The following is a 22,325-nucleotide window of genomic DNA, read 5'->3' as shown; positions in this document are numbered from 1 at the left end:
CCCGCTTGAGCTTATGCAATGTGGCTGCTTGGCCTCTCCCCGTGATGTGATGCTGCTGGTGCCCACCCTATGCGCAACCTGATCACCGACGTTCCCGGCCTGCGCGTCGGCAACGCCACCGACCTCGCCCTCGCCTCGGGCGTCACCGCCGTCATCTTCGACGCGCCGACCGTCACCTCGGTCGATGTACGCGGTGGCGGGCCGGGCACGCGCGAGACCGATCTTCTGGCACCGGACGAGACCGTGGGCGCCATTCACGCGCTCGCCTTGTCGGGCGGTTCCGCCTTCGGGCTGGATGCCGGCGCCGGGGTGATGGCGGCACTAGCCGAGCGTGGCATCGGCTTTCAGGTCGGCAGCGCCCTGGTGCCCATCGTGCCCGGCGCGGTGCTGTTCGATCTGCTGAATGGCGGGAACAAGGACTGGGGCCGCTTTCCGCCCTATCGCGATCTCGGCTACGCCGCCGCCAATGCCGCCGGGCTGGACTTCGCGCTCGGCACGGTCGGCGCGGGCACCGGCGCCACGACGGTCGATCTGAAGGGCGGGCTGGGCTCGGCATCGATGATCGCGGCGAGCGGCCACAGGGTGGGCGCGCTGGTGGCGGTCAATGCCTGTGGCGCGACCAATTTCCCGGACGCGCCGCATTTCTGGGCCGCCCCCTTCGAGCGGGAGAGCGAGTACGGCGGCCGCGGCTTTCCCAGCCCCCTGCCGGCCCTCCCCGCGCGACCGCGCCTCAAGGGGCTGCCGGAGGGCGCGGAGGCCGGCATTGCCAATACGACAATCGCCGTGGTGGCGACGGATGCGGTGCTCACCAAGGCTCAGTGCAAGCGTCTCGCCGTGATGGCGCATGATGGCTACGCCCATGCCATCTGGCCCGTGCACACCCCGCTCGACGGCGACACCATCTTCGCCGCCGCCACCGGCCGCAGGCCGCTGGCCGATCCGGTGTTTGATCTCGCGCTCATCGGCGCGGCGGTGGTCCAGACGCTCGCCCGCGCCTGCGCCCGGGCCGTCTATGAGGCCACCGCTTTGCCGCAAGCCGGCACGATGCCGACATGGCGGAACCGGTGGGGATAGACGGTTTGGCCGCCTCCGAGCCGGGTCGGGTGTCGCGGCAGCCCGCTAAAGAACGGCCGGGGATCGTGTCCCCCGGCCATCGATTTTGCCGCTAAGCGTATGCCCCTCAGGGGCACGGCTCCCAGAAGCCGGTCGTGCGCTGAGGGTTGGTGTAGTACCAGCAGTAGTTCGGCTGGGGCGGCGGGCCGGCGAGGTTAGCCGCCGCCACCCCGGTGAGGAAGCCGAGCGCCGCACCGGCCGCCACGGCGCCGCCCGGCGGCCAATAGGGGCGCGGATTGACCACCACCACGCCACCGCCGCGCGGCACCGGGCCATAATAGCGGCCAGCCCCGTAATAATGCCCGGGATTGGCCACACCCACGCAGCCGCGCGCGCCGCAGGCCCCGGCGCGCCAGGCCTGCGCTTCCGGCACGGCCGACAGAAGCCCGATCACGGCAGCCGCCGCTCCCGCCGCCACATACCCCATCTTCATCATGCACATCTCCATCAGCGGACGTCGCCAGCAACGCCCGGAAATCGTCGGCCCCGATTCGCAGATTACCGCTCTCCTACGGTAAGCGCATCCGGTGTTGACGCTGGGTCGTCCGCCGCTTTCTTGCGGTGCCCCGGCCAGCCATGGTACGGGCGCGCAACGGAGAGCCCTGCCCATGACAAACCGCCCGCTCATCATCGCCCCGTCCATTCTCGCCAGCGACTTCGCGCGGTTCGGCGAGGAGTTGAAGGCGGTGGACGCCGCCGGCGCGGACTGGATCCATATCGACATCATGGACGGGCATTTCGTGCCCAACATCTCCTTCGGGCCGGACGTGGTGAAGGCGCTGCGCCCGCTCTCGGCCAAGCCCTTCGACGTCCATCTGATGATCGCCCCGGCCGATCCCTATCTGGAGGCCTTCGCCAAGGCGGGCGCGGATCACATCTCGGTCCATGCGGAAGCTGGCCCGCACCTCCACCGCTCGCTGCAGGCCATCCGCAATCTCGGCAAGAAGGCCGGTGTTGCCATCAACCCGGCGACCCCCGCCAGCGCCATCGAGCATTTGCTGGATATCATCGACCTCGTCATCGTCATGACCGTGAACCCCGGCTTCGGTGGCCAGGCCTTCATCGCGCCGGTGATGGACAAGGTGCGCCAGATTAAGGCGATGATCGGCGACCGGCCGATCGACATCGAGATCGACGGCGGCGTGACGCCCGAGACCGCCGGCGCCTGCATCGCCGCCGGCGCCAATGCGCTGGTTGCAGGCTCCGCCACCTTCAAAGGCGGCGCCAGCGCCTATGCCGGCAACATCGCCTCGATCCGCAACGCGGCGGAGCGGGCGCGCGGCACGCTCGTCTGACGCGGCCGCAGGGCAGGATCCCGGCGGCGGGATTTGTCGCGCCCCCGCCTATCTGCTAATGCGCGGGCATCCACCGCTTGCCGAAAGAGCCCGCCCGTGATCCCGCGCTATACCCGCCCCGAAATGGCTGCCATCTGGGAGCCGCAGACCCGCTTCCGCATCTGGTTCGAGATCGAGGCGCACGCGACCGATGCGCTGGCCGAGCTCGGCGTGGTGCCGAAGGAAGCCGCGGCGAAGATCTGGGAGATGGCGAAGGACGCCACTTTCGATGTCGAGCGCATCGACGAGATCGAGGCGGTCACCAAGCATGACGTCATCGCCTTCCTCACCCATCTCGCCGAGATCGTCGGGCCGGAGGCGCGCTTCGTCCACCAGGGCATGACGTCTTCCGACGTGCTGGATACCTGCCTGTCGGTGCAGCTGGTCCGCGCCGCCGACATTCTCATCAAGGATGTCGACCGGCTGCTCGCGGCGTTGGAAGCGCGGGCCTTCGAGCACAAGCTCACCCCGACCATCGGCCGCTCGCACGGCATCCATGCCGAGCCCACCACCTTCGGGCTGAAGCTGGCCCAGGCCCATGCCGAATTCCAGCGCAACCGCGCCCGCCTGGTCGCAGCGCGCGAGGAAGTCGCCACCTGCGCCATTTCCGGCGCGGTCGGCACCTTCGCGCAGATCGACCCGCGCGTGGAAGACTATGTCGCCGCCAAGCTCGGCCTGAAGGTCGAGCCGGTGTCGACGCAGGTCATTCCCCGCGATCGTCATGCCGCCTATTTCGCGGCGCTTGGCGTCGTCGCCTCTTCGATGGAGCGCGTCGCCATCGAAATCCGCCATCTGCAGCGCACCGAGGTGCTGGAGGCCGAGGAGTTCTTCTCGGCCGGCCAGAAGGGCTCCTCGGCCATGCCGCACAAGCGCAACCCGGTGCTCACCGAGAACGTCACCGGCCTCGCCCGCCTTGTGCGCGGTATGGTCACGCCGGCGCTGGAGAATGTCGCCCTCTGGCATGAGCGCGACATCTCGCACTCCTCGGTCGAGCGCGGCATCGGCCCGGACGCGACGGTGACGCTCGATTTCGCGCTGAACCGCCTTGCCGGCGTCATCGAGAAGCTCGTGGTCTACCCGGAGAACATGCAGCGCAATCTCGACCGCCTCGGCGGCCTCGTGCACTCCCAGCGCGTGCTGCTGGCGCTCACCCAGAAGGGCGCGAGCCGCGAGGACGCCTATCGCCTCGTCCAGCGCAATGCCATGCCGGTCTGGCGCGGCGAGGGCGACTTCCAGACGCTGCTCACCAGTGATGAGGAAGTGCGTCAATATCTGACGCCGGAGGAGATCGCCGAGAAGTTCGACCTCGGCTATCACCTCAAGCATGTCGACACGATCTTCCGCCGGGTGTTCGGCCGCGCCTGAGCGCGCCATGGCGGATCATGAAAAAGGCGCGCCACCAGGCGCGCCTTTGTCGTTTCAGCCTCGCTCGATCTAGCGGAAAACCGGACCGCGCCCGCGCCAGCCGGGACCACCACGCCAGCCCGGCCCCGGTCCACCGCGCCAATAGGCCGGACGGCCGCGCCAGCGCGGACCACCGCCCCAATAACCGCGGCGCGGGCCGTAATAGCGCGGGCCATAGCCATAATAACGCGGCCCGCCCCAATAGCCGGGGCCCGGCCCCCAATAGGGACCATAGCCGGGACCACCCCAGGCCGAGCCGACCGCCGCGCCGAGCGCGAAGGCGCCGATACCGAGGGCGACGTCATTGGCGTAGTAATTGGGTTGCACGACCACGCGGGCGGGCGCACGGCCGCCAAAGGCGAGATAACTCGCGCTGACGAAGCCGCCGCCGACGCGGCACCAGCTCCCCGCGCAGCCGCCGGTGTTGACCTGCGTGCCCGCCGGCAGCGAGCCGATCACCGCGTAACGCGTGCCGGGGCCGCTGCGGATATTCAGATCGGTCGTCGCCACGGCCGGGCGGGCCGACGCGGCAACCGTGCCGGCCATCAACAGGCCGGCGGCAACCATCAGAGATTTCGTGAAACGCATCCGGGCTCTCCTCACCGCGGCAGACGCTTGGACGCCTCCCCGCTGACGCAGCGGCCGCAATACTGTGCGATAGCAATCGAATGGGGCGAAATTGGTTACTCTACGTAAGCACCCGCCCGATCACGGTTACGTCACCAGATCGCGGCGCCGGGGCGCCACATCACCGGCCGGCCATTATAGGATGGACCCTCGACATAGGGGCCCTGCCAGAACGGCCCCATCCCGCCATAGAAACTGGCGCGCTGCGGCAGCCGTCCCTCCCCGCGCCGCGACCAGTAGGTGTCGCCATAGCGGTCGCCGAAGCGGGCGATGTTCGGGTAGCCGGGATGCATATTGGCGTAGCTGGTCCGCCCGCCCCAATAGCTGGTCCGCCCGCCCCAATAGCTGGTGCGCGCGCCCCAGTAGCTCGCGCCATTGCGGCCATAGAGGCCCGGTCCCCAATAGCCCGGCCCCCAGCTCGCCCGCCACACCGTGCCCCAGCCATAGCCGAAGGGCGCGGTGCCATAACCGCCCCAGCCATAGCCGCCATCCGCCGCGTCGACCGCAGCGGCGAGGCCGACGAAAGGCGCCGCGAGGCCGGCCAGCAGCGCGGCACCCGGCGCATAGGGCGTGGTCACGGCAATGCCGGGATAGACCGGCCCGGGATAGGGCGCCGTCGCCTCATAGCCCGCGGGCACGGCCGGGCCAGCATAAGCGGCATAGGACGAAGCGACCGGAGTCGCGGAGCTCCGCGCTGGCGCCCGACGCACGACGACGCGGGCCGGCTCGGTGGCACCGGTCGAGAGGTGGCGCGCGCTCACATAGCCGTCCACCGTCTCGCACCAGCTGCCCGAACAGCCCCGCAGCTCGACCTGCGTTCCGGCCGGCAGGGTACCGACGCTGTCATAAGTCGTGCCGGGGCCGGTGCGCAGCTTGACGCTGGCCGTGGTGATGGCGGTGGAGGTCGCCCCGCCCGTCGCCACCGTCGCCCCGGCCGGCGACGCGGACAGGTCGGGACGTGCGTTCGGCGCATAGGCCCGGCCCGGCGTTGCCGGCACCGGAGCCATGCTCATCGGCTGCACCGGCAGCGCGGCCGGCGCGGCCTGACCCACCAGCCGGGCGCTGACATAGCCATACTGGGTCTGGCACCACGCCCCGGCGCAGGACACCACATTCACCGGCGCGCCCGCCGGCAGCGTGCCGAGCGAGTTGTAGCGCGTCCCCGGCCCGGAGCGCACATTGGCGCTCGCCGTCACCACCGCATTGCCTCCCGAGGCAGTTCCAGCCGCACCGATGCCACCATAGGCCGCAAGCGATCCGGCAGCCGACACGGCCGTGGAACCGTAGCTCAGCGAGTCGCGGGTCTGCGAACCCGGCACGCGCGGCTGGGCCGCGGCGTTCAGCACCTGCTGCACAGGCCCGCGCGAGAGCAGATAGATGCTGATGTAGCCCTCATCGGTCTGGCACCAGCTATCGGCGCAGCGGATCACCTGAACGCTGGTCGAATCCGGCAGCGTCTTGACCACCTCATACTCGGTGCCGGGCCCCGAGCGCACATTGGTCGTGCCCATGGTGGTGCGCACGCCGGACATGGTGAGATCGTCGCCCGGATGATCGGACGCCACGCCGGCGACAAGGCCCGTCCCGCCGGCGACCGGGGTCTGATAGCTCGCCGCCGCGCCCGCCGGTGCATAGCCCAGCGCCGCGGCGCCCTGCAACGCCGCCGGCGCGCGATAGGTCGGCGAGGCGACGCTCGCAAGGGCCGGCGCTCCATAGACAGCCGGTGCGGTGGCGCCCTGACGGACGAGACGGGCGCTGACATAGCCATATTGCGTCTGACACCACGCCCCGGCGCAGGACACCACATTCACCGGCGCGCCCGCCGGCAGCGTGCCGAGCGAGTTGTAGCGCGTCCCCGGCCCGGAGCGCACATTGGCGCTCGCCGTCACCACCGCATTGCCTCCCGAGGCAGTTCCAGCCGCACCGATGCCACCATAGGCCGCAAGCGATCCGGCAGCCGACACGGCCGTGGAACCGTAGCTCAGCGAGTCGCGGGTCTGCGAGCCCGGCACGCGCGGCTGGGCGGCGGCGTTCAGCACCTGCTGCACCGGCCCGCGCGAGAGCAGATAGATGCTGATGTAGCCCTCGTCGGTCTGGCACCAGCTATCGGCGCAGCGGATCACCTGAACGCTGGTCGAATCCGGCAGCGTCTTGACCACCTCATACTCGGTGCCGGGCCCCGAACGCACATTGGTCGTGCCCATGGTGGTGCGCACGCCGGACATGGTGAGATCGTCGCCCGGATGATCGGACGCCACGCCTGCGACAAGGCCCGTGCCGCCGGTGAGCGGGGTCTGATAGCTCGCCGCCACGCCCGCCGGGGCGTAACCCAGCGCTGCGGCGCCCTGGATCGGCGGGGGGGCGGGAATGAAATTGCCCGAGCGGGCGGTCGTCGTGCCGGGAAACGCCGGGCTGGCGGCGGAAGCGTCAGGCGCCTGCGCCAGCAGGTTCGCGCTCACATAGCCATAGGGGGTCTGGCACCAGGCGCCAGAGCAGCCGACCACCTCGACGGGCGTGCCGGCCGGCAGCGTGCCGAGCAAGCCATAGCTGGTGCCGGGGCCGCCGCGCACATTGGCAGCGCTGCGCGTGGTGGCGGGCCATGCTGCGGCCGCCAGCGTGCCGGCCATCAGAAAGCCGGAAGCGAACAGAACGGACGTCGTGAACCGCATGGGGCCTCCCATGCCACGACCTTCCCGAACGGACGATCGCGGCCATCCTCACGGATGACTGCAATCGCCGCCTGTCGCAATCAAATGCCGAAAAGATGGTTGCCAAGGTGCAACCAGCCCGGCGCCTGCGCGAATCGGTGGCCAGGCAGCACCGGGCCTGACGGCCGGACGCGTCAGCCTTCGGTCTTGAGCTGGGTGATCGCCTCGGCCAGCAACTCGTCCATGGTGCGGCGGATGCGGTGCTCGGACACATCGAGGCCCTTGGCGTCGAGGTCGGCCTTGACCTTGCGGTACACATCCTCGTCGCCGGCTTCCTGCAGATCGGCCTCAATGAGGGTGCGGGCATAGGCGTCGGCATCGGCGCCAGCGAGGCCCAGCTTCTCGGCGACCCACAGGCCAAGCGCCTTGTTGCGGCGGGCATGGGCCTTGAACTTCAGGGCCTCGTCATGGGCGTACTTCGCCTCGAACGCATCTTCGCGGTTGTCGAACGTGCTCATGCCATGGCCCCCATGTCTGTAAGTTGCGGCTTGATTATCGCGTGCCCGCACCCAAATCAACGCCGTCGCGGCCATCCACCGCCCCCTACGGCAATCTGCCGCTCGGGGCCCCGACATGTCCCGTGCGGTGGGGACACGCCAGACATGCACGCGGTCCTGTTTGTATCCGCACCGGCGATCGGCTAGTGTCCGCGCGTGGGCGCCGGAGCCGGAGCGAAACGAATCGTCGGCGATATCGAGATCGCCAGGGCGCGACAGATCGCGTAAACGTGCGGCGCCCCAGCCGTGAACCCGGAACCGGAGCCCCGGCACCCTAATGGACTTCCTCAACCGACGGTACCCACCCATGAGCCGCCGCCGCCGCATTTATGAAGGTAAGGCGAAGGTCCTCTATGAGGGCCCTGAGCCAGGCACGCTGATCCAGCACTTCAAGGATGACGCCACTGCCTTCAACAACAAGAAGCACGACGTCATCGACGGCAAAGGCGTGCTGAACAACCGTATCTCGGAATACATCTTCCTGAAGCTGAACGAGATCGGTGTCCCGACCCATTTCATCAAGCGGCTGAACATGCGCGAGCAGCTCATCCGCGAGGTCGAGATCATCCCGCTTGAAGTGGTGGTGCGCAACGTCGCCGCCGGTTCGCTGTCGACCCGCCTCGGCATCGAGGAAGGCACGCAGCTTCCCCGGTCGATCATCGAATTCTATTACAAGAACGACGCGCTCAACGACCCGATGGTGTCGGAAGAGCACATCACGGCGTTCGGCTGGGCGACCACCCAGGAAATCGACGACATCATCGCGCTGGCCATCCGCGTGAATGATTTCCTGTCGGGCCTGTTCCTCGGCGTCGGCATCCGCCTTGTCGACTTCAAGATGGAATGCGGCCGCCTCTGGGAAGGCGACATGATGCGGATCGTCGTCGCCGACGAGATCAGCCCGGATTCCTGCCGTCTGTGGGACATCAAGTCGAACGACAAGCTCGACAAGGATCGCTTCCGCCGCGACATGGGCGGCCTCGTCGAGGCCTATTCGGAAGTGGCGCGCCGCCTCGGCATCATGTCCGAGAACGAGCGCAGCCAGGGTGGTCCGGTTCTGGTCAAGTCCGAACCCGAAGAGTGACGGGCGCGCCGGGAGCTGCGGCTTTCGGTGGTCTCCTATACCGGATCGGGCATTGAGCCCGGTGCAGGCTGATGATAGGCGGGGGCCCGGTTGCCCCCGTCTGTGTTTTTCACCCGCAAGTTTTTACGAGTGGTCCCATGAAGGCGCGCGTTCTCGTCACCCTGAAATCCGCCGTGCTCGATCCGCAGGGCAAGGCAATCGAAGGCGCGCTGCGCTCGCTCGGCGTGCCCGGCATCGCCAGCGTCCGCCAGGGCAAGGTCTTCGATGTCGAACTGGACGGCGCCGACCAGGCCAAGGCCGAGGCGACGCTCAAGGAGGCCTGCGAGAAGCTGCTGGCCAACACCGTGATCGAATCCTACCGCATCGAGTTTGTCGGGTGATAGACTGACCCGACGCTAGGGAAGCCCCGGACCATGGCCGACGTCACCAACGAGCTCCTTTTCGAGGTCCTGAGGTCCATTCAGGAACGCCTCGTCAGGCTCGACGGCAAGGTCGACGAGGTAAAGCAGGAGCTTCAGGCCATCCGCACGCATCAGATCGCGATGCAGCAGGACATCCACAACATCTATGCGACGCTCACGCGGCACGACGCCCGGCTGGAGCGGATCGAACGCCGTCTTGAACTGACCGAAAGCCCGCTCGTCCCATGAAATCAGCCGTTCTCGTCTTCCCCGGCTCCAACCGCGAGGGCGATGCCGCGCACGCCCTCACCACCGTCTCCGGTTCCAAGCCGGCCATGGTGTGGCACGCCGAGACCTCCCTGCCCGCCGGCACCGATCTCGTGGTGCTACCCGGCGGCTTCTCCTATGGCGATTATCTGCGCTGCGGCGCCATCGCCGCCCGCGCCGCCATCATGGACGCCGTGCGCGAGCACGCGGCCCGCGGCGGCCTGGTGCTGGGCATCTGCAACGGCTTCCAGATCCTGTGCGAGAGCGGCTTGCTGCCGGGCGTGCTGGTCCGCAATTCCCGCCTGCGCTTCATCTGCCGCGAGGCGCTGCTGAAGGTCGAGCGCAACGACACGCCCTTCACCCGTCGCTATGCCAAGGGCGCCATTGTCCGCTTCCCCGTCGCCCATGGTGAAGGCAACTACACCGCCGATGCCGAGACGCTGAAGCGTCTGGAGGGCGAGGGCCGCGTGCTGTTCCGCTATGTCACCGCCAGCGGCACGCGCGACGACACGCAGGTGCTCAACGGCGCCGCCAACTCCATCGCCGGCATCGTCTCCGAGAAGCTGAACGTGCTCGGCCTGATGCCGCACCCGGAAAACCACGTCGACCCCGCCATCGGTCCGACCGATGGCCGCGCCCTTTTCGAGAGCCTCGCCGGAGCGCTGGAGCGGGCCTGAGGGTCTCCCCTCGCCGGCCCGCCCCGCCTCGCCCCGCAAACGTAAGACGGCCCGCATGACCTCCTCCGAACCGAAGATCACCCCCGAGCTCGTCGCCGACCATGGCCTCAAGCCCGACGAGTACGCGCGCATCCTGAAGCTCATCGGCCGCGAGCCGACCTTCACCGAGCTCGGCATCTTCTCGGCCATGTGGAACGAGCACTGCTCCTACAAGTCCTCGCGCCTGCACCTGAAGGGCCTGCCGACCAAGGCGCCGTGGGTCATCCAGGGGCCGGGCGAGAATGCCGGCGTCATCGACATCGGCGACGGCCAGGCTGCCGTCTTCAAGATGGAGAGCCACAATCACCCGTCCTATATCGAGCCCCATCAGGGCGCGGCGACGGGCGTGGGCGGCATTCTGCGCGACGTGTTCACCATGGGCGCCCGCCCGATCGCCGCGCTCAACGCGCTGCGCTTCGGCGACCCCAAGCACCCCCGCACCCGCCATCTGGTGGCCGGCGTCGTCGGTGGCATCGGCTCCTATGGCAATTCCTTCGGCGTGCCGACGGTCGGCGGCCTTGTCGGCTTCCACACCCGCTATGACGGCAACCCGCTGGTGAACGCCATGGCGGTCGGCCTCGCCGATGCCGACAAGATCTTCTACGCCAAGGCGACCGGCGTCGGCCTGCCTGTGGTCTATCTCGGCTCCAAGACCGGCCGCGACGGCATCCACGGCGCCACCATGGCCTCCGCCGAGTTCGGCGAGGGCGCGGAGGAAAAGCGCCCGACTGTGCAGGTTGGCGACCCCTTCGCCGAAAAGCTGCTGCTGGAAGCCTGCCTTGAGATCATGGAAGCGGGCTGCGTGGTCGCGATCCAGGACATGGGCGCGGCCGGCCTCACCTGCTCGGCGGTCGAGATGGGCGCCAAGGGCGATCTCGGCATCGAGCTGGAGCTCGACAACGTGCCCTGCCGCGAAACGGGCATGAGCGCCTACGAGATGATGCTCTCCGAGAGCCAGGAGCGCATGCTCATGGTCATCGCGCCGGGCAAGGAAGAGCAGGCCGAGGCGATCTTCCGCAAATGGGGGCTCGACTTCGCCATTGTCGGCCACACCACCGACAATCTGCGCTTCGTCGTCAAGCACAAGGGCGAGGTCAAGGCCGACCTGCCGATCAAGGAACTGGGCGACGAGGCCCCGCTCTATGACCGGCCGTGGGTGGAGACGCCCAAGCAGCAGCGCATCGACCCGGCCGCGCTGGAAATCTCCGCGACCATTCCGGGCGCGCTGGAGCGCCTGATCGGCTCGCCTGACTTCGCCTCCAAGCGCTGGATCTGGGAGCAGTATGACCACCTGATCCTCAACAACACCGCCCAGCGCCCCGGCGGCGACGCGGCCGTGGTGCGGGTCGAGAACGGCCCGAAGGCGCTCGCCATGAGCTGTGACGTGACCCCGCGCTATTGCGAGGCCGACCCGTTCGAGGGCGGCAAGCAGGCGGTGGCGGAAGCCTGGCGCAACATCACCGCCGTCGGCGCCCGCCCGCTCGCCATCACCGACAATCTGAACTTCGGCAATCCCGAGAAGCCGGAGATCATGGGCCAGCTCGTCGGCTGCCTGCGTGGCATCGGCGCGGCGGCGCTGGCGCTCGACTTCCCGGTCGTGTCGGGCAATGTCAGCCTCTACAACGAGACCAATGGGCGCGGCATCCTGCCGACCCCGACCATTGGCGGTGTCGGTGTGCTCGACGACATCAACACCATGGCGACGCTGGCCTTCAAGGCGAGCGGCGAGCTGATCTTCGTGGTCGGCGCGACCACGGGCTGGCTCGGCCAGTCGGCCTTCCTCTCCGAGATCCTCAACCGCGAAGACGGCGCCCCGCCGCCGGTGGATCTGGAGCTTGAGCGCAAGAACGGCGATTTCGTCCGCGCCCTCATCCAGGCCGGCCTCGTCACCGCCGTGCATGACGTGTCCGATGGCGGCTTGCTGGTGGCGGTCGCCGAGATGGCGATGGCGTCCGGCATCGGCGCGAACCTCGTCGCGCCGGAGGGCATCAATCCGCACGCCTACTGGTTTGGCGAGGATCAGGCGCGCTACGTCATCACCGTCGCCAGCGGCGAGAAGGCGCAGGTTCTGCGGGAGGCCGAGGTGGCGGGCGTCACCCTCGCCAAGATCGGCGCGACCGCCGGCGACCGATTGAATATTCCGGGCGAGCGCCCAATTGTAGTCGACGCACTGCGCGAGCGGCATGAGGCCTGGCTGCCCATCTATATGGGCGCGGGCATGGTGTGAGGGAGCATCATCCATGGCGATGGAAGCGGCCGAGATTGAACGGCTGATCCGTGAGGGAGTACCGGACGCCTCGGTGGAGATTCGTGATCTCGCCGGCGACGGCAATCACTATGCCGCAACCGTCATCTCGGAGAGCTTCCGCGGCAAGAGCCGCGTGCAGCAGCACCAGATGGTCTATGCGGCGCTCAAGGGGCAGATGGGCGGCATCTTGCACGCCCTCGCGCTCCAGACCAATGTGCCGGACTGAACGCGGCGACGTCGCTTAACGCGCCCGCGCCGCTCCACCACTTTCCCGCCAGGGATCGCCAGAAGGGCAATGCCATGAGCATCCATGATTTCATCGACAGCCAGGTGAAGAGCAACGACGTCGTCGTCTTCATGAAGGGCACGCCGCAATTCCCCATGTGCGGCTTCTCCGGCCAGGTGGCGCACGTCTTCAACCTGCTAGGCGTCGACTATAAGGGCATCAACGTTCTCGACTCCGACGAGATCCGCAACGGGATCAAGGAGTACACGAACTGGCCGACCATCCCGCAGGTCTTCGTCAAGGGCGAGTTCGTCGGCGGCTGCGACATCGTCCGCGAGATGTACCAGGCGGGCGAGCTGCAGACGCTGCTGGAAGAAAAGGGCGTCGTGGTCGCCGGCCGCGCTACGGCGTGAGGCTGTCGAGGTACCTGGCCATCGGGCTTATCGCGGCAGGAACAGCCGCGACGGCTGCGATCGTGATCGCTTTCGGGTTGCCCGCGCTTGCAGGGAAGGCGGATCAACTGCCGCCGCTTGCGAAGTTTCATGTGGCGGGGATTCCGCTTCTGGGCGCCATCATGATCGTGGCGGCTCCCGTGCTCGCCGGGTTCGGGCGTTATCGCTCGGCGGCGCTGGCGAGCTGGCTGGCCCCCGCGCTTTTCGTCCTGCTTCCCGCGGCAATCGCAGGTACTGCCTTTGTCCTGATCGTGCTTCAGGGCGGAAAATAAAAAAGCCGCCCCGAGGGGCGGCTTTTTCGTCTCTCGCGATCCGTTGGGATCAGCGCGAATAATACTCGACCACGAGGTTGGGCTCCATCACGACCGGATAGGGCACCTCGTTGAGCTCGGGCACGCGCGCGAACTTGGCGGTCATCTTGTGGCCGTCGACTTCCAGATAGTCCGGAACGTCGCGCTCACCGGAGGCGGCGGCCTCGATGACGAGGGCGAGCTGCTTCGAGGCTTCCTTGACCTCGATCACGTCGCCGACCTTGACCTTGTAGCTCGGGATGTTGACGCGCTGGCCGTTCACCTTGACGTGGCCGTGGCTCACGAACTGGCGGGCGGCGAAGACGGTCGGAACGAACTTGGCGCGGTAGACGACCGCGTCGAGACGGCGCTCCAGCAGGCCGATCAGGTTGGCGCCGGTGTCGCCCTTGAGGCGCGAGGCTTCAACATAGATCGCGTGGAACTGCTTCTCGCCGATCGAGGCGTAGTAGCCCTTGAGCTTCTGCTTGGCGCGCAGCTGCACGCCGAAGTCGGAAAGCTTGCCCTTGCGGCGCTGGCCGTGCTGGCCCGGGCCGTATTCACGCTTGTTGATGGGGCTCTTCGGGCGACCCCAGATATTCTCGCCCATACGGCGGTCAAGCTTGTGCTTGGCCGAAACGCGCTTGCTCATGCGCTGGTCCTCTTCGCAAGGTTGCGGTTTGGATCGCGCCCCCTCCTCTCCTCCCTTGCGGGAAGTGACAGGCCCTGTCCGAACGCGCCGGTCAGGTCCACGGGTGCGTGAAACGTAACACGGGGCCGTTGCCGACCCCGTGCGTGAGCGGGTGGATAGTCGCAAAAGGCCGGAAGGTCAAGGGTGCGGGGGTTTCAGCTGGCGAGCTTGAGGAAGGCCGTGAGCACACCGACCGCCACAGCCAGCATACCGCCGATCTTGATCGTCAGCCTTTGCTCAAGCAGCGCCAGATAGTCCTTGGTGGCGACACGATCCTGAAAAGCGTCCGCAAGGGCATCGGCAACACCCTCGGCCTGTTCGGCCGTGAAGTGAGCCTTATCCCGCAACGTCCTCGCGAGTTTCAGCGTATCGAACGGTATCGCGCCCATGACATGAATATAGGTCGCGCGACCGACTGATTCCACTTGTTTTCACGGGACACAGCCGAGCCATAGCCCCTCACCGCCCCTTGCGCAGCGCCGCCAGCACATCAAGGCTGGCATAGCCGTCGGGGTCCAGACCGATCTTCTTCTGGAAATCGGCCACCGCGCGCATGGTCATGTTGCCCACCCGCCCATCCGCCCCGCCCGTGTCGAAGCCGGCGCGGGTGAGGCGACGTTGAACCTCCTGGATCTCCGCGAGCGTGAGCGCGCGCTCGCCGCCCGGAAACGGCGTGATGAAGGGCGCGCCGCCCAGCACCCGGTCGCCGAGATGGCAGACGGCGAGGGCATAGTTCATCGAGGGGTTGTAGCTGCGCACGGCGTAGAAATTCTGCGTCAGCAGGAAGCACGGCCCCTCCGGTCCTACGGGGGCCCAGAGCCGCGCGGTCGCCTTCGGCAGGTCGAAGCGCCCGCCCCCGGCCGGGGTGACGCCGGCCTTGGCCCAGTCGGCGACGCTGCGGCGCGTCTTGTTGTCCGCCAGATTCTCGGAGACGCCGTCCATGCGCACCTCGAAGCCCCAGGGCAGGCCGCGCTGGTAGTTGCCGCGCTGGATCAGATAGCGCGAGGAGCCCGCCAGCGCGTCCGGCACCGAATAGGGCGAGGGCACGCCGTTGCCGTCATAATCGACGCCGAGATTGAGCCAGACCTCGGGCATCCACTGCGTATGCCCCATGGCGCCGGCCCAGGAGCCCTGCATCTCATCCGGCTGCGCCCAGCCGCGCTGGACGATGGCGCAGGCGTTGAGGAATTCGGTCTCCCAGTATTTGCGCCGGCGCGGCTCACCCCAGGCGAGCGCGGCGAGCGAGGGGAAGACCGGCTTCATATGGTCGGGATCATCGACCAGTTCGCCGAAGGCGCTCTCCATGCCCCACAGGCCGAGCAGCGCATCCGGCTCGACGCCGAAATCGCCCTGCAGGCGCTTCATCAGCGCGGCGTTCTTCTGCGCCGCCGCGCGGCCGGTATTGAGCCTCCATTCGGAGATACGGCGGTTGAGATATTGCCAGAGCTGCTCACGGAATTCCGGCTGGCCGCTGTCCTTGGCGTAAACCGAGGTGTCCGGCTCCAGCCCGCGCGTGACCTTGTCATAGACCGCATCGGAAATGCCGCGCGCACGGGCGCGGGCGCGAAACTCGGCGACCCAGACCTCGAAGGGCTTGTCGGCCTGCTGCGCGTCCGCCGCATCGATGCCCAGCGCACCCGCGCCGGCCAGCGCGGCGCCGGCAAGGAGAAAGTGGCGGCGGGTCCAGCCTTCCGGCGCCGTGCCATCGGAGACGTGGGTCGCGGGCGGCACGCGCAAACAGGTCACGGACGAATCCTTGCGGGCAGTTTTTGCCGATGCGGCATGCTGCGCGGCTAAGGCGGCAGCGGCAAGGCCGGAAGCCGGGCCGGTCGTACGACAGGGCGACTCAGGCCGCCGCCATCGCCACCGGCAGCACCTCACCCGCCCGCGCCGCGCGGCCGATGATGGTCTCCACCAGCCGCGAATCGAGCGGCCGCCCGGTCGAGAACAGCCTCAGCGGCGCCGGGCTCGCGGCAAAGGCCGTGGGGCCGAGCAGCGCGGCAAGGCGCCGGGCGATGGCCGGCGCCGGATCAATCCAGCGCACCGGCCAGGGCGCGACCTTCTGGAGGCGGTCGAGCACCAGCGGGTAATGCGTGCAGGCCAGCACCACCGCGTCGGTCCGCGCCTTGCCGGCGCGCACAAAGGCGGGGGCAATCTCGGCGGCAAAGGCCTCGTCGGGCACGCTCTCACCGGCCATGGCGGCCTCGGCGAGCGCGGCGAGCTGCGTCGAGCCGACCAGCGTCACCGCGCAATTGCCGGCGAAGTCGCGGATGAGGGTCTGGGTGTAGTCGCGCTTCACCGTGCCCGGTGTCGCCAGCACGCTCACCTGCCGGCTGAGCGAGCTCTCGCAGGCCGGCTTGATCGCCGGCACCGTGCCGATGAAGGGAATGGCATGGCGCGCGCGCAGGCTCGGCAGAACGAGCGTCGAGGCGGTGTTGCAGGCGATCACCACCGCATCGGGCCGCACACGGGCAATCAACGCGTCGATGACGCAGACCAGCCGGGTCAGCAGCGCGCCCTCCTCCCAGGAGCCGATGGGAAAGGCCACATCATCGGCGGCATAGACGAAGCGCGCATCGGGCCGCACCCGCGCCAGCTCGCGGAACACGGAGAGCCCACCCAGCCCCGAATCGAAGACGAGTATGGTCGGCGCGCGCAGCGCGCTCGGCAGCTGGGTTTCGGGGGAAAGCGGCGGCGACGACACGCGGGACGGCCCATTGGCACGAGGGGACGAGACGCCGATGGGGCCGGTGGATGCCGGGCCGGTTGAAGCCTCGATGCGCATCTGAATGTTCTCCATCCCAGGCGGGATTATGGCGCATCCCAGTGTGGCGCATCTTGGTAAACGGAGCGTTGCGGTCTCGACCGCCGAAATGCGGCACGCCTCAGCCGGCGTCGCCCTCGTCATCGGCCGGCGCCTTCTGGCCGCTCAGCCGCGCGGCGGTGCGCGCCGCCCGCAGGCCGCGCCCTTCCACCAGCGCGGTGACCATGCCGTGCAGCGTGGCGATATCCTGCCGCGTCAGCCCAACCCGGTGGAAGATGTTGCGGATGTTGCGGATCGTCACCGGCTTCTTCTGCGGCGAGCGGAAGAACAGCGCCGCGTCGAGTTCGTGCTCCACATGATCGAAGAAGGCGAGAAGGTCCGCTTTGTCGGCCACCGGATAGCGGTCCGGCTGCTGGAAGGGCAGCGCCCCGCCCGAGGCGTGCTTGAACCATTCATAGGCGATCACCGCCACCGCCATGCCGAGATTCAGCGAGGCAAAGGCAGGGTTCACCGGCAAGGTGAGGATCACGTCGGCGAGCGAGACTTCCTCGGTGTAGAGCCCGGTGCGCTCGCGCCCGATCAGCAGCCCGACATTCTCCCCGCCCTTGATGCGCGTGCCGGCCTCGACGGCGAAATCGTCGGCGCCGATCACCGTCTTCTGCATCCCGCGCTCGCGGGCGGTGGCGGCGGCGATGAAGTTGAGATCGGCGATGGCCGCGCGCAGGTCCGGGAAGATCTGCGCCTCTTCCAGAATGCGGTCGGCGCCGGAGGCGAAGGTCACCGCCTTGGGGTTCGGCCAGCCCTCGCGCGGGTTGACGATGCGCAGCCGCGTCAGGCCGAAATTGCCCATGGCCCGCACGGCCGAGCCGATATTCTCACCGAGCTGCGGCTCGACGAGGATGACGACCGGCCCACCCTCGGGCCAGTCGAGGCTGCGATTGGTGCCGGCGCCGGTCATCGGGCGGCCCCCATGGCAGCGAGGGAGGTGCGGAAATGGGACAGGGCGAGCGGCGCGTTCATGGCCGCCCTCCTAGAGCATTTCCTCCAGGAGTGAAATCGCTAAGCGCCCGCACAGGTCCACGCAGCCGCGCGGGCGCCGCCTGCGCTCATTTGGCGGGCGGCAGGCGGCTCACCGTCACCTGGCTGGCCGCCCCGGCCTTGCCGCGGATCATCCCCCACACAACACCCGGCTGGGCCGGGTCGAAGGCGAAGCCCTGCCCGGCGATCTCGAGGGGAATCGTCTCCTGCCACACCATCACCGCCCCCATCTCCGGCGGGGCGACGACGTAGAGCTCGGCATTGTCGTGGCCGGAGATGTAGAGCCGGCCATCCGGCCCGAAGGCGCCGCCGGAATTGCTCATGTCCTGGAATTTGGCAACCAGCGCATCGGGGTAGACGAAGGCCTCGGCGACGCTCCAGTCCGCGTTGAAGCGCACGAGCTGGGTGGCGTATTTGTTGCCATAGGCGACCGGGCTCTTGTCGAACACTCGGTTGTAATTGGCGAAGGCGCCCCACCAGCGGCCCTGGGGATCACGGTCGAGCCAGGTGAAAGAGCCGCGGTCAATGCCGAAGCTGTGGCTTTCCAGATGCTTCAGCGTCTCGGCGTCCCACACCTCGATCGAGGAGGTCATCGGCCAGTCCGGGTAGTTGGAATGCGCGGTGTAGAGCTTGCCGTCGCGCACCACGCCGCTGTCGAGATGCAGGATCGGCCCGGCCTTCGGGCCCTCCCATTTCGCCACGGCCTTGCCGGTGGTCTTGTCGAGCTTCACCAAAGTGCGGTTGTCGATCGCGTAGAAAAAGCGGTCCGACACGGCGACGGCCTGCCGGGCTTCGGGAACCTCGAAGCGGGTGAGCGTCTCGGCGGCCGGGCGCTGCTCCTGGGCGGCGGCGCCGCCGGCGCACAGGGTGGCCAGCAGGAGGGCAAGGCTGACAGAGGTACGGCGCGACATGGTCTTGGTCTCCCCGAGTGACCGCGCGCGCCCCGCAGGTGCATCGCGGCAGATCCGCGAGGGGGCTAACAGCGGCCGATGAAGCTGCCACGACAGGCGTTTGACGATTTACCGCCAAAGTCGTGCCGCACCGCGCTTTCGCTTGACGCTGCGGCGCGGTATCACGCCTTCACCGGCGGCGGCCGCGCGGACCGGCGCCGAGGCCCCATTACGAAGCTGCATCCGTGCGAGGTAGGAACCCATGGCGAAGATCAAGGTCGAGAATCCCGTCGTCGAACTCGACGGCGACGAGATGACCCGCATCATCTGGCAGTACATCAAGGACAAGCTGATCCACCCGTACCTCGACATCGACCTCGAGTATTACGACCTCGGCGTCGAGAACCGCGATGCCACCGAGGACCAGGTGACGATCGATGCGGCCGAGGCGATCAAGCGCGTGGGCGTGGGCGTCAAATGCGCCACCATCACCCCGGATGCGGGCCGCGTCACCGAGTTCAACCTGAAGAAGATGTGGCGCTCGCCCAACGGCACGATCCGCAACATCCTCGGCGGCGTGATCTTCCGCGAGCCGATCATCTGCAAGAACGTGCCGCGCCTGGTACCGGGCTGGACCCAGCCGATCATCGTCGGCCGCCACGCCTTTGGCGACCAGTACCGCGCGACCGATTTCAAGGTGCCCGGCCCCGGCACGCTCACCATCAAGTTCGTCGGCGACGACGGCGCGGTGATCGAGCACGAGGTCTACAAGTACCAGGACTCCGGCGTGGCGATGGCGATGTACAACATCGACGAATCCATCACCGAATTCGCCCGCGCCTCGCTGAATTACGGCCTGATGCGCAAGTATCCGGTCTACCTGTCCACCAAGGACACCATCCTGAAGCAGTATGATGGCCGCTTCAAGGAGATCTTCCAGAAGATCTACGATGAAGAATTCAAGGCTGAGTTCGAGAAGCACAAGATCTGGTACGAGCACCGCCTGATCGACGACATGGTCGCTTCGGCGCTCAAGTGGTCCGGCGGCTATGTCTGGGCGTGCAAGAACTATGATGGCGACGTTCAGTCGGACATCGTCGCGCAGGGCTTCGGCTCGCTCGGCCTGATGACCTCGGTGCTGATGACGCCGGATGGCCAGACCGTGGAGGCCGAGGCCGCGCACGGCACCGTCACCCGCCACTACCGCGAGCACCAGAAGGGCAAGGAGACCTCGACCAACTCCATCGCCTCGATCTTCGCCTGGACCCGCGGCCTCGCGCACCGCGCCAAGCTCGACAACAATGCCGAGCTCGCCAATTTCTGCGCCACGCTGGAGAAGGTGTGCGTCGACACGGTCGAGAGCGGCTACATGACCAAGGATCTCGCCCTCCTCGTCGGCGCGGACCAGAAGTGGCTCTCCACCACCGGCTTCCTCGACAAGATCTCGGAGAACCTGCAGAAGGCTCTCGCCTGAGGCGATGACCATCCGGGACGCGTCATGACGCGTCCCGGTTCCACCTTGAAGCACGGCGCTTCCCCGTGCCTGCGGGGTCGGCGCCGACGACGGCACCACATGTGGCGCCGTTACCCCTCGCGGCTCAGCCCGTCCCCTCTCCCGTTTCCTGGCCGATCTCGCCGCTGGCGATATCGGATCGACGCGCCAGCGGATGCGGCCCGGCCACATCCCGCGCCATGGCCGCGATGCGCGCCCCGATTTCGGGGTGGCGGTGGATGATCTCGCTCAGATCCGCCGCGTCGAGCATCAGCAGCATGGAGCGCGTGCGCGCCCGCGCCGTGGCGGCGCGCTTGGCCGAGTGCACCAGCGCCATCTCGCCGAAGAACTGCCCCTCGGTGAACACGACGCTCTCATGCGGGAATTCCAGCAGCACTTCGCCCGAAGCGATGAAGTACATCGAGCGCGCGGTCTCGCCGCGCCGCACGATCACCTCGCCCGGCTGCGCCACATGGGCCGACAGCGCCTTGTGGATCTCGCCAATCCCCACCGCATCGAGATCGGCGAAGAGTGGCACGCGAGCCACCATGCCCCAGGTGATGACGAAATCGCGCCGCTTGATGACGTCGACAAAGGCCGTGGCGATGATACCGACCGGCAGGGCGATCATGATGATGCCGGTAATCATGGTGAGGCTGGCGATCACCTTGCCCGCGGGCGTCATCGGGTAGGTATCGCCATAGCCGACCGTCGTCACCGTGGTCATCGCCCACCACATGGCGGCGGGAATCGAGCCGAAATGCTGCGGCTGGACGCTGCCCTCGGCGACATACATGGCCGAGGCGGCGATCAGCACCGACGCCGCCAGCAACCAGAAACAGGCCATCAGCGACTGGCGCTCGCGGTGCAGCACCTCAAGCAGCGACTGCATGCCCGGCGAGTAGCGCGCCAGCTTGACGAAGCGCAGCAGCCGGAAGATCGCCAGCGTGCGCAGTTCCACATGGAAGAGCATCGAGATGAGGAAGGGCAGCCAGGCGACGAGATCGATGATGGCCGCGGGCGTCACCATGTGACGCAGCCTTGCCCAACCGGCCGGAACCCCGCGATAGCGCGGATTCTCCGGCGCTGACCACAGGCGCAGCGCGTATTCCAGCGCAAACAGGACCAATGAGATGATCTCGAAGCTGCGGAAGAACGGCATGTCGCGCAGCAAGAGGCTCGGCACCGTCTCCAGCACGGCAACGACGACATTGAGCACGATCAGCACGATCAGCGCGATATTCACCCGCTCGGCGATGCGGTCATGAGCGGCATCGCGCTCGAGGATCTCGTAACAGCGCCGCCGCTTCGCCACCCACCAGCCAGCCGGGCCGGGCGCAACCTCCTGCCGGGCCGGCGCATGTTTGGCCGCCGCCTCGCCGGTTGGCGCATGGTGACGCGTCGGACTGGGCCGAACCGCCGGGCCTTCCGGCGTCGCGGCGCCATGAACGGTCGCCGCCTCGCCGGAGCCCGGCGCAGCCACGGGGGAGGCATTCGCGCCGTCGTGGGGCACACCCAGGATCGAAGCACCATCGGTGGACGACACTGCCCTGGAGATGGGCTCCCCGGAGGGCGCTGCGCCGGAGGCGGCATCCCCGGAGGAGGTTAAACTGGCTCCGATCTTCGTGGCCGCGCCGTCCTTCAACGAACCGCCCTTGAACGATGCGCCGGTGGAACGGCCAATGACGGACGGCACGTCTCCCAAAGGTCGGTCACCGGATGACGCGTCGGTGGATAAGACCCCGCCTGCGGCATCATCCACGGGCGAAACGCCCTTCCCCGCCACGTCCTTGGCTGCGACGCCTTTCGCTGCGTTGCCTTCCGCCGTCACATCTTCAGCCACCACGTCGTCGGTGGCCAGGTGCGACGTGGCTTTACTGGAACCGCGGCTCTTGCCCGCAGCGTCCTTGCCCGCCGCGTCCTTGCCCGTCTTGTGGGCCGTCATTCCGGCCTCCCTGCCCCATCACACCGCAACGGCGAGCCCGACGCCGCCCTGCCTTTTGCTGCCGCCGCGACAACGGCACGGTTTGACGCTGCCCCGCGTATCGCCCGCGCGCCGAAAACATGCGCCGACTCAGCCAACTCA

General features: G+C 67.9%; 23 protein-coding genes. 12 read left to right on the top strand and 11 right to left on the bottom strand.

The window, feature by feature from the left end:
* The first annotated feature begins 69 nt into the window (after nucleotides 1–69).
* A complete protein-coding gene (locus OU996_RS13290; RefSeq protein ID WP_267582091.1) occupies nucleotides 70–1,074 on the top strand; it encodes a P1 family peptidase in 1,005 nt (334 codons plus the stop codon).
* Nucleotides 1,075–1,180: 106 nt separating this feature from the next.
* On the opposite strand, the gene OU996_RS13285 is transcribed toward OU996_RS13290, so the two are convergent.
* A complete protein-coding gene (locus OU996_RS13285; protein WP_267582090.1) occupies nucleotides 1,181–1,549 on the bottom strand; it encodes a hypothetical protein in 369 nt (122 codons plus the stop codon).
* Between the two features lie 172 nt (nucleotides 1,550–1,721).
* Between OU996_RS13285 and rpe the strand changes: the two genes are divergently transcribed.
* Nucleotides 1,722–2,408, top strand: a complete 687-nt coding sequence (gene rpe, locus OU996_RS13280) for a ribulose-phosphate 3-epimerase (RefSeq protein ID WP_267582089.1) — start codon at nucleotides 1,722–1,724, stop codon at nucleotides 2,406–2,408.
* A 96-nt stretch (nucleotides 2,409–2,504) separates the two neighbouring features.
* Nucleotides 2,505–3,812 (top strand): adenylosuccinate lyase, encoded by a 1,308-nt coding sequence (gene purB / locus OU996_RS13275; RefSeq protein WP_267582088.1) that lies wholly within the window; start codon nucleotides 2,505–2,507, stop codon nucleotides 3,810–3,812.
* 69 nt (nucleotides 3,813–3,881) lie between these two features.
* On the opposite strand, the gene OU996_RS13270 is transcribed toward purB, so the two are convergent.
* From OU996_RS13270 to OU996_RS13260, 3 genes are all read right to left on the bottom strand, one after another.
* The gene (locus OU996_RS13270; protein WP_267582087.1) at nucleotides 3,882–4,439 is read right to left on the bottom strand and encodes an SH3 domain-containing protein; all 558 of its coding nucleotides are present in this window, start codon (nucleotides 4,437–4,439) and stop codon (nucleotides 3,882–3,884) included.
* A 131-nt stretch (nucleotides 4,440–4,570) separates the two neighbouring features.
* The gene (locus tag OU996_RS13265; protein WP_267582086.1) at nucleotides 4,571–7,147 is read right to left on the bottom strand and encodes an SH3 domain-containing protein; all 2,577 of its coding nucleotides are present in this window, start codon (nucleotides 7,145–7,147) and stop codon (nucleotides 4,571–4,573) included.
* Nucleotides 7,148–7,320: 173 nt separating this feature from the next.
* Nucleotides 7,321–7,644, bottom strand: a complete 324-nt coding sequence (locus OU996_RS13260; RefSeq protein WP_267582085.1) for a DUF1476 domain-containing protein — start codon at nucleotides 7,642–7,644, stop codon at nucleotides 7,321–7,323.
* Between the two features lie 316 nt (nucleotides 7,645–7,960).
* On the opposite strand from OU996_RS13260, the gene purC reads away from it, so the two are divergent.
* The 8 genes from purC to OU996_RS13220 all read left to right on the top strand — a co-directional run bounded on the left by purC (nucleotide 7,961) and on the right by OU996_RS13220 (nucleotide 13,349).
* A complete protein-coding gene (purC, locus tag OU996_RS13255; RefSeq protein WP_267582084.1) occupies nucleotides 7,961–8,767 on the top strand; it encodes a phosphoribosylaminoimidazolesuccinocarboxamide synthase in 807 nt (268 codons plus the stop codon).
* 137 nt (nucleotides 8,768–8,904) lie between these two features.
* Complete coding sequence (gene purS / locus OU996_RS13250; protein ID WP_267582083.1) at nucleotides 8,905–9,147, top strand: phosphoribosylformylglycinamidine synthase subunit PurS; 243 nt, start codon at nucleotides 8,905–8,907, stop codon at nucleotides 9,145–9,147.
* 33 nt (nucleotides 9,148–9,180) lie between these two features.
* Nucleotides 9,181–9,417: a hypothetical protein gene (locus OU996_RS13245; protein ID WP_267582082.1), complete on the top strand. Its 237-nt coding sequence runs from the start codon at nucleotides 9,181–9,183 to the stop codon at nucleotides 9,415–9,417.
* Entirely contained in the window at nucleotides 9,414–10,112 is a 699-nt protein-coding gene (purQ, locus tag OU996_RS13240; protein ID WP_267582081.1) for a phosphoribosylformylglycinamidine synthase subunit PurQ, read from the top strand. Before OU996_RS13245 ends, purQ begins: the two co-directional genes overlap by 4 nt.
* Nucleotides 10,113–10,167: 55 nt before the next feature.
* Nucleotides 10,168–12,378 carry a phosphoribosylformylglycinamidine synthase subunit PurL gene (purL, locus tag OU996_RS13235; protein WP_267582080.1) on the top strand — a complete coding sequence of 737 codons (2,211 nt, stop codon included), beginning with the start codon at nucleotides 10,168–10,170 and terminating at the stop codon, nucleotides 12,376–12,378.
* 13 nt (nucleotides 12,379–12,391) lie between these two features.
* Nucleotides 12,392–12,625: a BolA family protein gene (locus OU996_RS13230; RefSeq protein ID WP_267582079.1), complete on the top strand. Its 234-nt coding sequence runs from the start codon at nucleotides 12,392–12,394 to the stop codon at nucleotides 12,623–12,625.
* A gap of 74 nt (nucleotides 12,626–12,699) precedes the next feature.
* Nucleotides 12,700–13,038 carry a Grx4 family monothiol glutaredoxin gene (gene grxD / locus OU996_RS13225; RefSeq protein ID WP_267582078.1) on the top strand — a complete coding sequence of 113 codons (339 nt, stop codon included), beginning with the start codon at nucleotides 12,700–12,702 and terminating at the stop codon, nucleotides 13,036–13,038.
* A gap of 62 nt (nucleotides 13,039–13,100) precedes the next feature.
* The gene (locus OU996_RS13220; protein ID WP_267582077.1) at nucleotides 13,101–13,349 is read left to right on the top strand and encodes a hypothetical protein; all 249 of its coding nucleotides are present in this window, start codon (nucleotides 13,101–13,103) and stop codon (nucleotides 13,347–13,349) included.
* A 49-nt stretch (nucleotides 13,350–13,398) separates the two neighbouring features.
* On the opposite strand, the gene rpsD is transcribed toward OU996_RS13220, so the two are convergent.
* From rpsD to OU996_RS13190, 6 genes are all read right to left on the bottom strand, one after another.
* The gene (gene rpsD / locus OU996_RS13215; protein ID WP_267582076.1) at nucleotides 13,399–14,016 is read right to left on the bottom strand and encodes a 30S ribosomal protein S4; all 618 of its coding nucleotides are present in this window, start codon (nucleotides 14,014–14,016) and stop codon (nucleotides 13,399–13,401) included.
* Nucleotides 14,017–14,210: 194 nt separating this feature from the next.
* Nucleotides 14,211–14,480, bottom strand: a complete 270-nt coding sequence (locus OU996_RS13210; protein ID WP_267582075.1) for a hypothetical protein — start codon at nucleotides 14,478–14,480, stop codon at nucleotides 14,211–14,213.
* A gap of 34 nt (nucleotides 14,481–14,514) precedes the next feature.
* Nucleotides 14,515–15,792 (bottom strand): lytic murein transglycosylase, encoded by a 1,278-nt coding sequence (locus OU996_RS13205; protein WP_267585710.1) that lies wholly within the window; start codon nucleotides 15,790–15,792, stop codon nucleotides 14,515–14,517.
* Between the two features lie 109 nt (nucleotides 15,793–15,901).
* Nucleotides 15,902–16,840 (bottom strand): glutamate racemase, encoded by a 939-nt coding sequence (gene murI / locus OU996_RS13200; RefSeq protein ID WP_267582074.1) that lies wholly within the window; start codon nucleotides 16,838–16,840, stop codon nucleotides 15,902–15,904.
* Nucleotides 16,841–16,940: 100 nt separating this feature from the next.
* A complete protein-coding gene (locus OU996_RS13195; RefSeq protein ID WP_267582073.1) occupies nucleotides 16,941–17,777 on the bottom strand; it encodes an RNA methyltransferase in 837 nt (278 codons plus the stop codon).
* 148 nt (nucleotides 17,778–17,925) lie between these two features.
* Nucleotides 17,926–18,768: a cycloisomerase gene (locus OU996_RS13190; protein ID WP_267582072.1), complete on the bottom strand. Its 843-nt coding sequence runs from the start codon at nucleotides 18,766–18,768 to the stop codon at nucleotides 17,926–17,928.
* A gap of 241 nt (nucleotides 18,769–19,009) precedes the next feature.
* Between OU996_RS13190 and OU996_RS13185 the strand changes: the two genes are divergently transcribed.
* Complete coding sequence (locus tag OU996_RS13185; RefSeq protein WP_267582071.1) at nucleotides 19,010–20,221, top strand: NADP-dependent isocitrate dehydrogenase; 1,212 nt, start codon at nucleotides 19,010–19,012, stop codon at nucleotides 20,219–20,221.
* A 124-nt stretch (nucleotides 20,222–20,345) separates the two neighbouring features.
* Here OU996_RS13185 and OU996_RS13180 read toward each other — a convergent pair whose 3' ends face one another.
* A complete protein-coding gene (locus OU996_RS13180) occupies nucleotides 20,346–22,184 on the bottom strand; it encodes an ion transporter (protein ID WP_267582070.1) in 1,839 nt (612 codons plus the stop codon).
* Nucleotides 22,185–22,325 lie beyond the last annotated feature (141 nt).

The organism is Ancylobacter sp. SL191, assembly GCF_026625645.1.
Classification (GTDB): domain Bacteria; phylum Pseudomonadota; class Alphaproteobacteria; order Rhizobiales; family Xanthobacteraceae; genus Ancylobacter.
The sequence above is the reverse complement of the archived record's forward strand: the minus strand, read 5'-3'. Positions and strand labels throughout refer to the sequence as shown.

Bases quoted from the DNA above. Each gene is read 5' to 3' on its own strand.
- OU996_RS13290 (WP_267582091.1), top strand. From the start codon at position 70: ATGCGCAACCTGATCACCGACGTTCCCGGCCTGCGCGTCGGCAACGCC.
- OU996_RS13285 (WP_267582090.1), bottom strand. From the start codon at position 1,549: ATGATGAAGATGGGGTATGTGGCGGCGGGAGCGGCGGCTGCCGTGATC.
- rpe (WP_267582089.1), top strand. From the start codon at position 1,722: ATGACAAACCGCCCGCTCATCATCGCCCCGTCCATTCTCGCCAGCGAC.
- OU996_RS13270 (WP_267582087.1), bottom strand. From the start codon at position 4,439: ATGCGTTTCACGAAATCTCTGATGGTTGCCGCCGGCCTGTTGATGGCC.
- OU996_RS13265 (WP_267582086.1), bottom strand. From the start codon at position 7,147: ATGCGGTTCACGACGTCCGTTCTGTTCGCTTCCGGCTTTCTGATGGCC.
- OU996_RS13260 (WP_267582085.1), bottom strand. From the start codon at position 7,644: ATGAGCACGTTCGACAACCGCGAAGATGCGTTCGAGGCGAAGTACGCC.
- purC (WP_267582084.1), top strand. From the start codon at position 7,961: ATGGACTTCCTCAACCGACGGTACCCACCCATGAGCCGCCGCCGCCGC.
- purS (WP_267582083.1), top strand. From the start codon at position 8,905: ATGAAGGCGCGCGTTCTCGTCACCCTGAAATCCGCCGTGCTCGATCCG.
- OU996_RS13245 (WP_267582082.1), top strand. From the start codon at position 9,181: ATGGCCGACGTCACCAACGAGCTCCTTTTCGAGGTCCTGAGGTCCATT.
- purQ (WP_267582081.1), top strand. From the start codon at position 9,414: ATGAAATCAGCCGTTCTCGTCTTCCCCGGCTCCAACCGCGAGGGCGAT.
- purL (WP_267582080.1), top strand. From the start codon at position 10,168: ATGACCTCCTCCGAACCGAAGATCACCCCCGAGCTCGTCGCCGACCAT.
- OU996_RS13230 (WP_267582079.1), top strand. From the start codon at position 12,392: ATGGCGATGGAAGCGGCCGAGATTGAACGGCTGATCCGTGAGGGAGTA.
- grxD (WP_267582078.1), top strand. From the start codon at position 12,700: ATGAGCATCCATGATTTCATCGACAGCCAGGTGAAGAGCAACGACGTC.
- rpsD (WP_267582076.1), bottom strand. From the start codon at position 14,016: ATGAGCAAGCGCGTTTCGGCCAAGCACAAGCTTGACCGCCGTATGGGC.
- murI (WP_267582074.1), bottom strand. From the start codon at position 16,840: ATGCGCATCGAGGCTTCAACCGGCCCGGCATCCACCGGCCCCATCGGC.
- OU996_RS13195 (WP_267582073.1), bottom strand. From the start codon at position 17,777: ATGACCGGCGCCGGCACCAATCGCAGCCTCGACTGGCCCGAGGGTGGG.
- OU996_RS13190 (WP_267582072.1), bottom strand. From the start codon at position 18,768: ATGTCGCGCCGTACCTCTGTCAGCCTTGCCCTCCTGCTGGCCACCCTG.
- OU996_RS13185 (WP_267582071.1), top strand. From the start codon at position 19,010: ATGGCGAAGATCAAGGTCGAGAATCCCGTCGTCGAACTCGACGGCGAC.
- OU996_RS13180 (WP_267582070.1), bottom strand. From the start codon at position 22,184: ATGACGGCCCACAAGACGGGCAAGGACGCGGCGGGCAAGGACGCTGCG.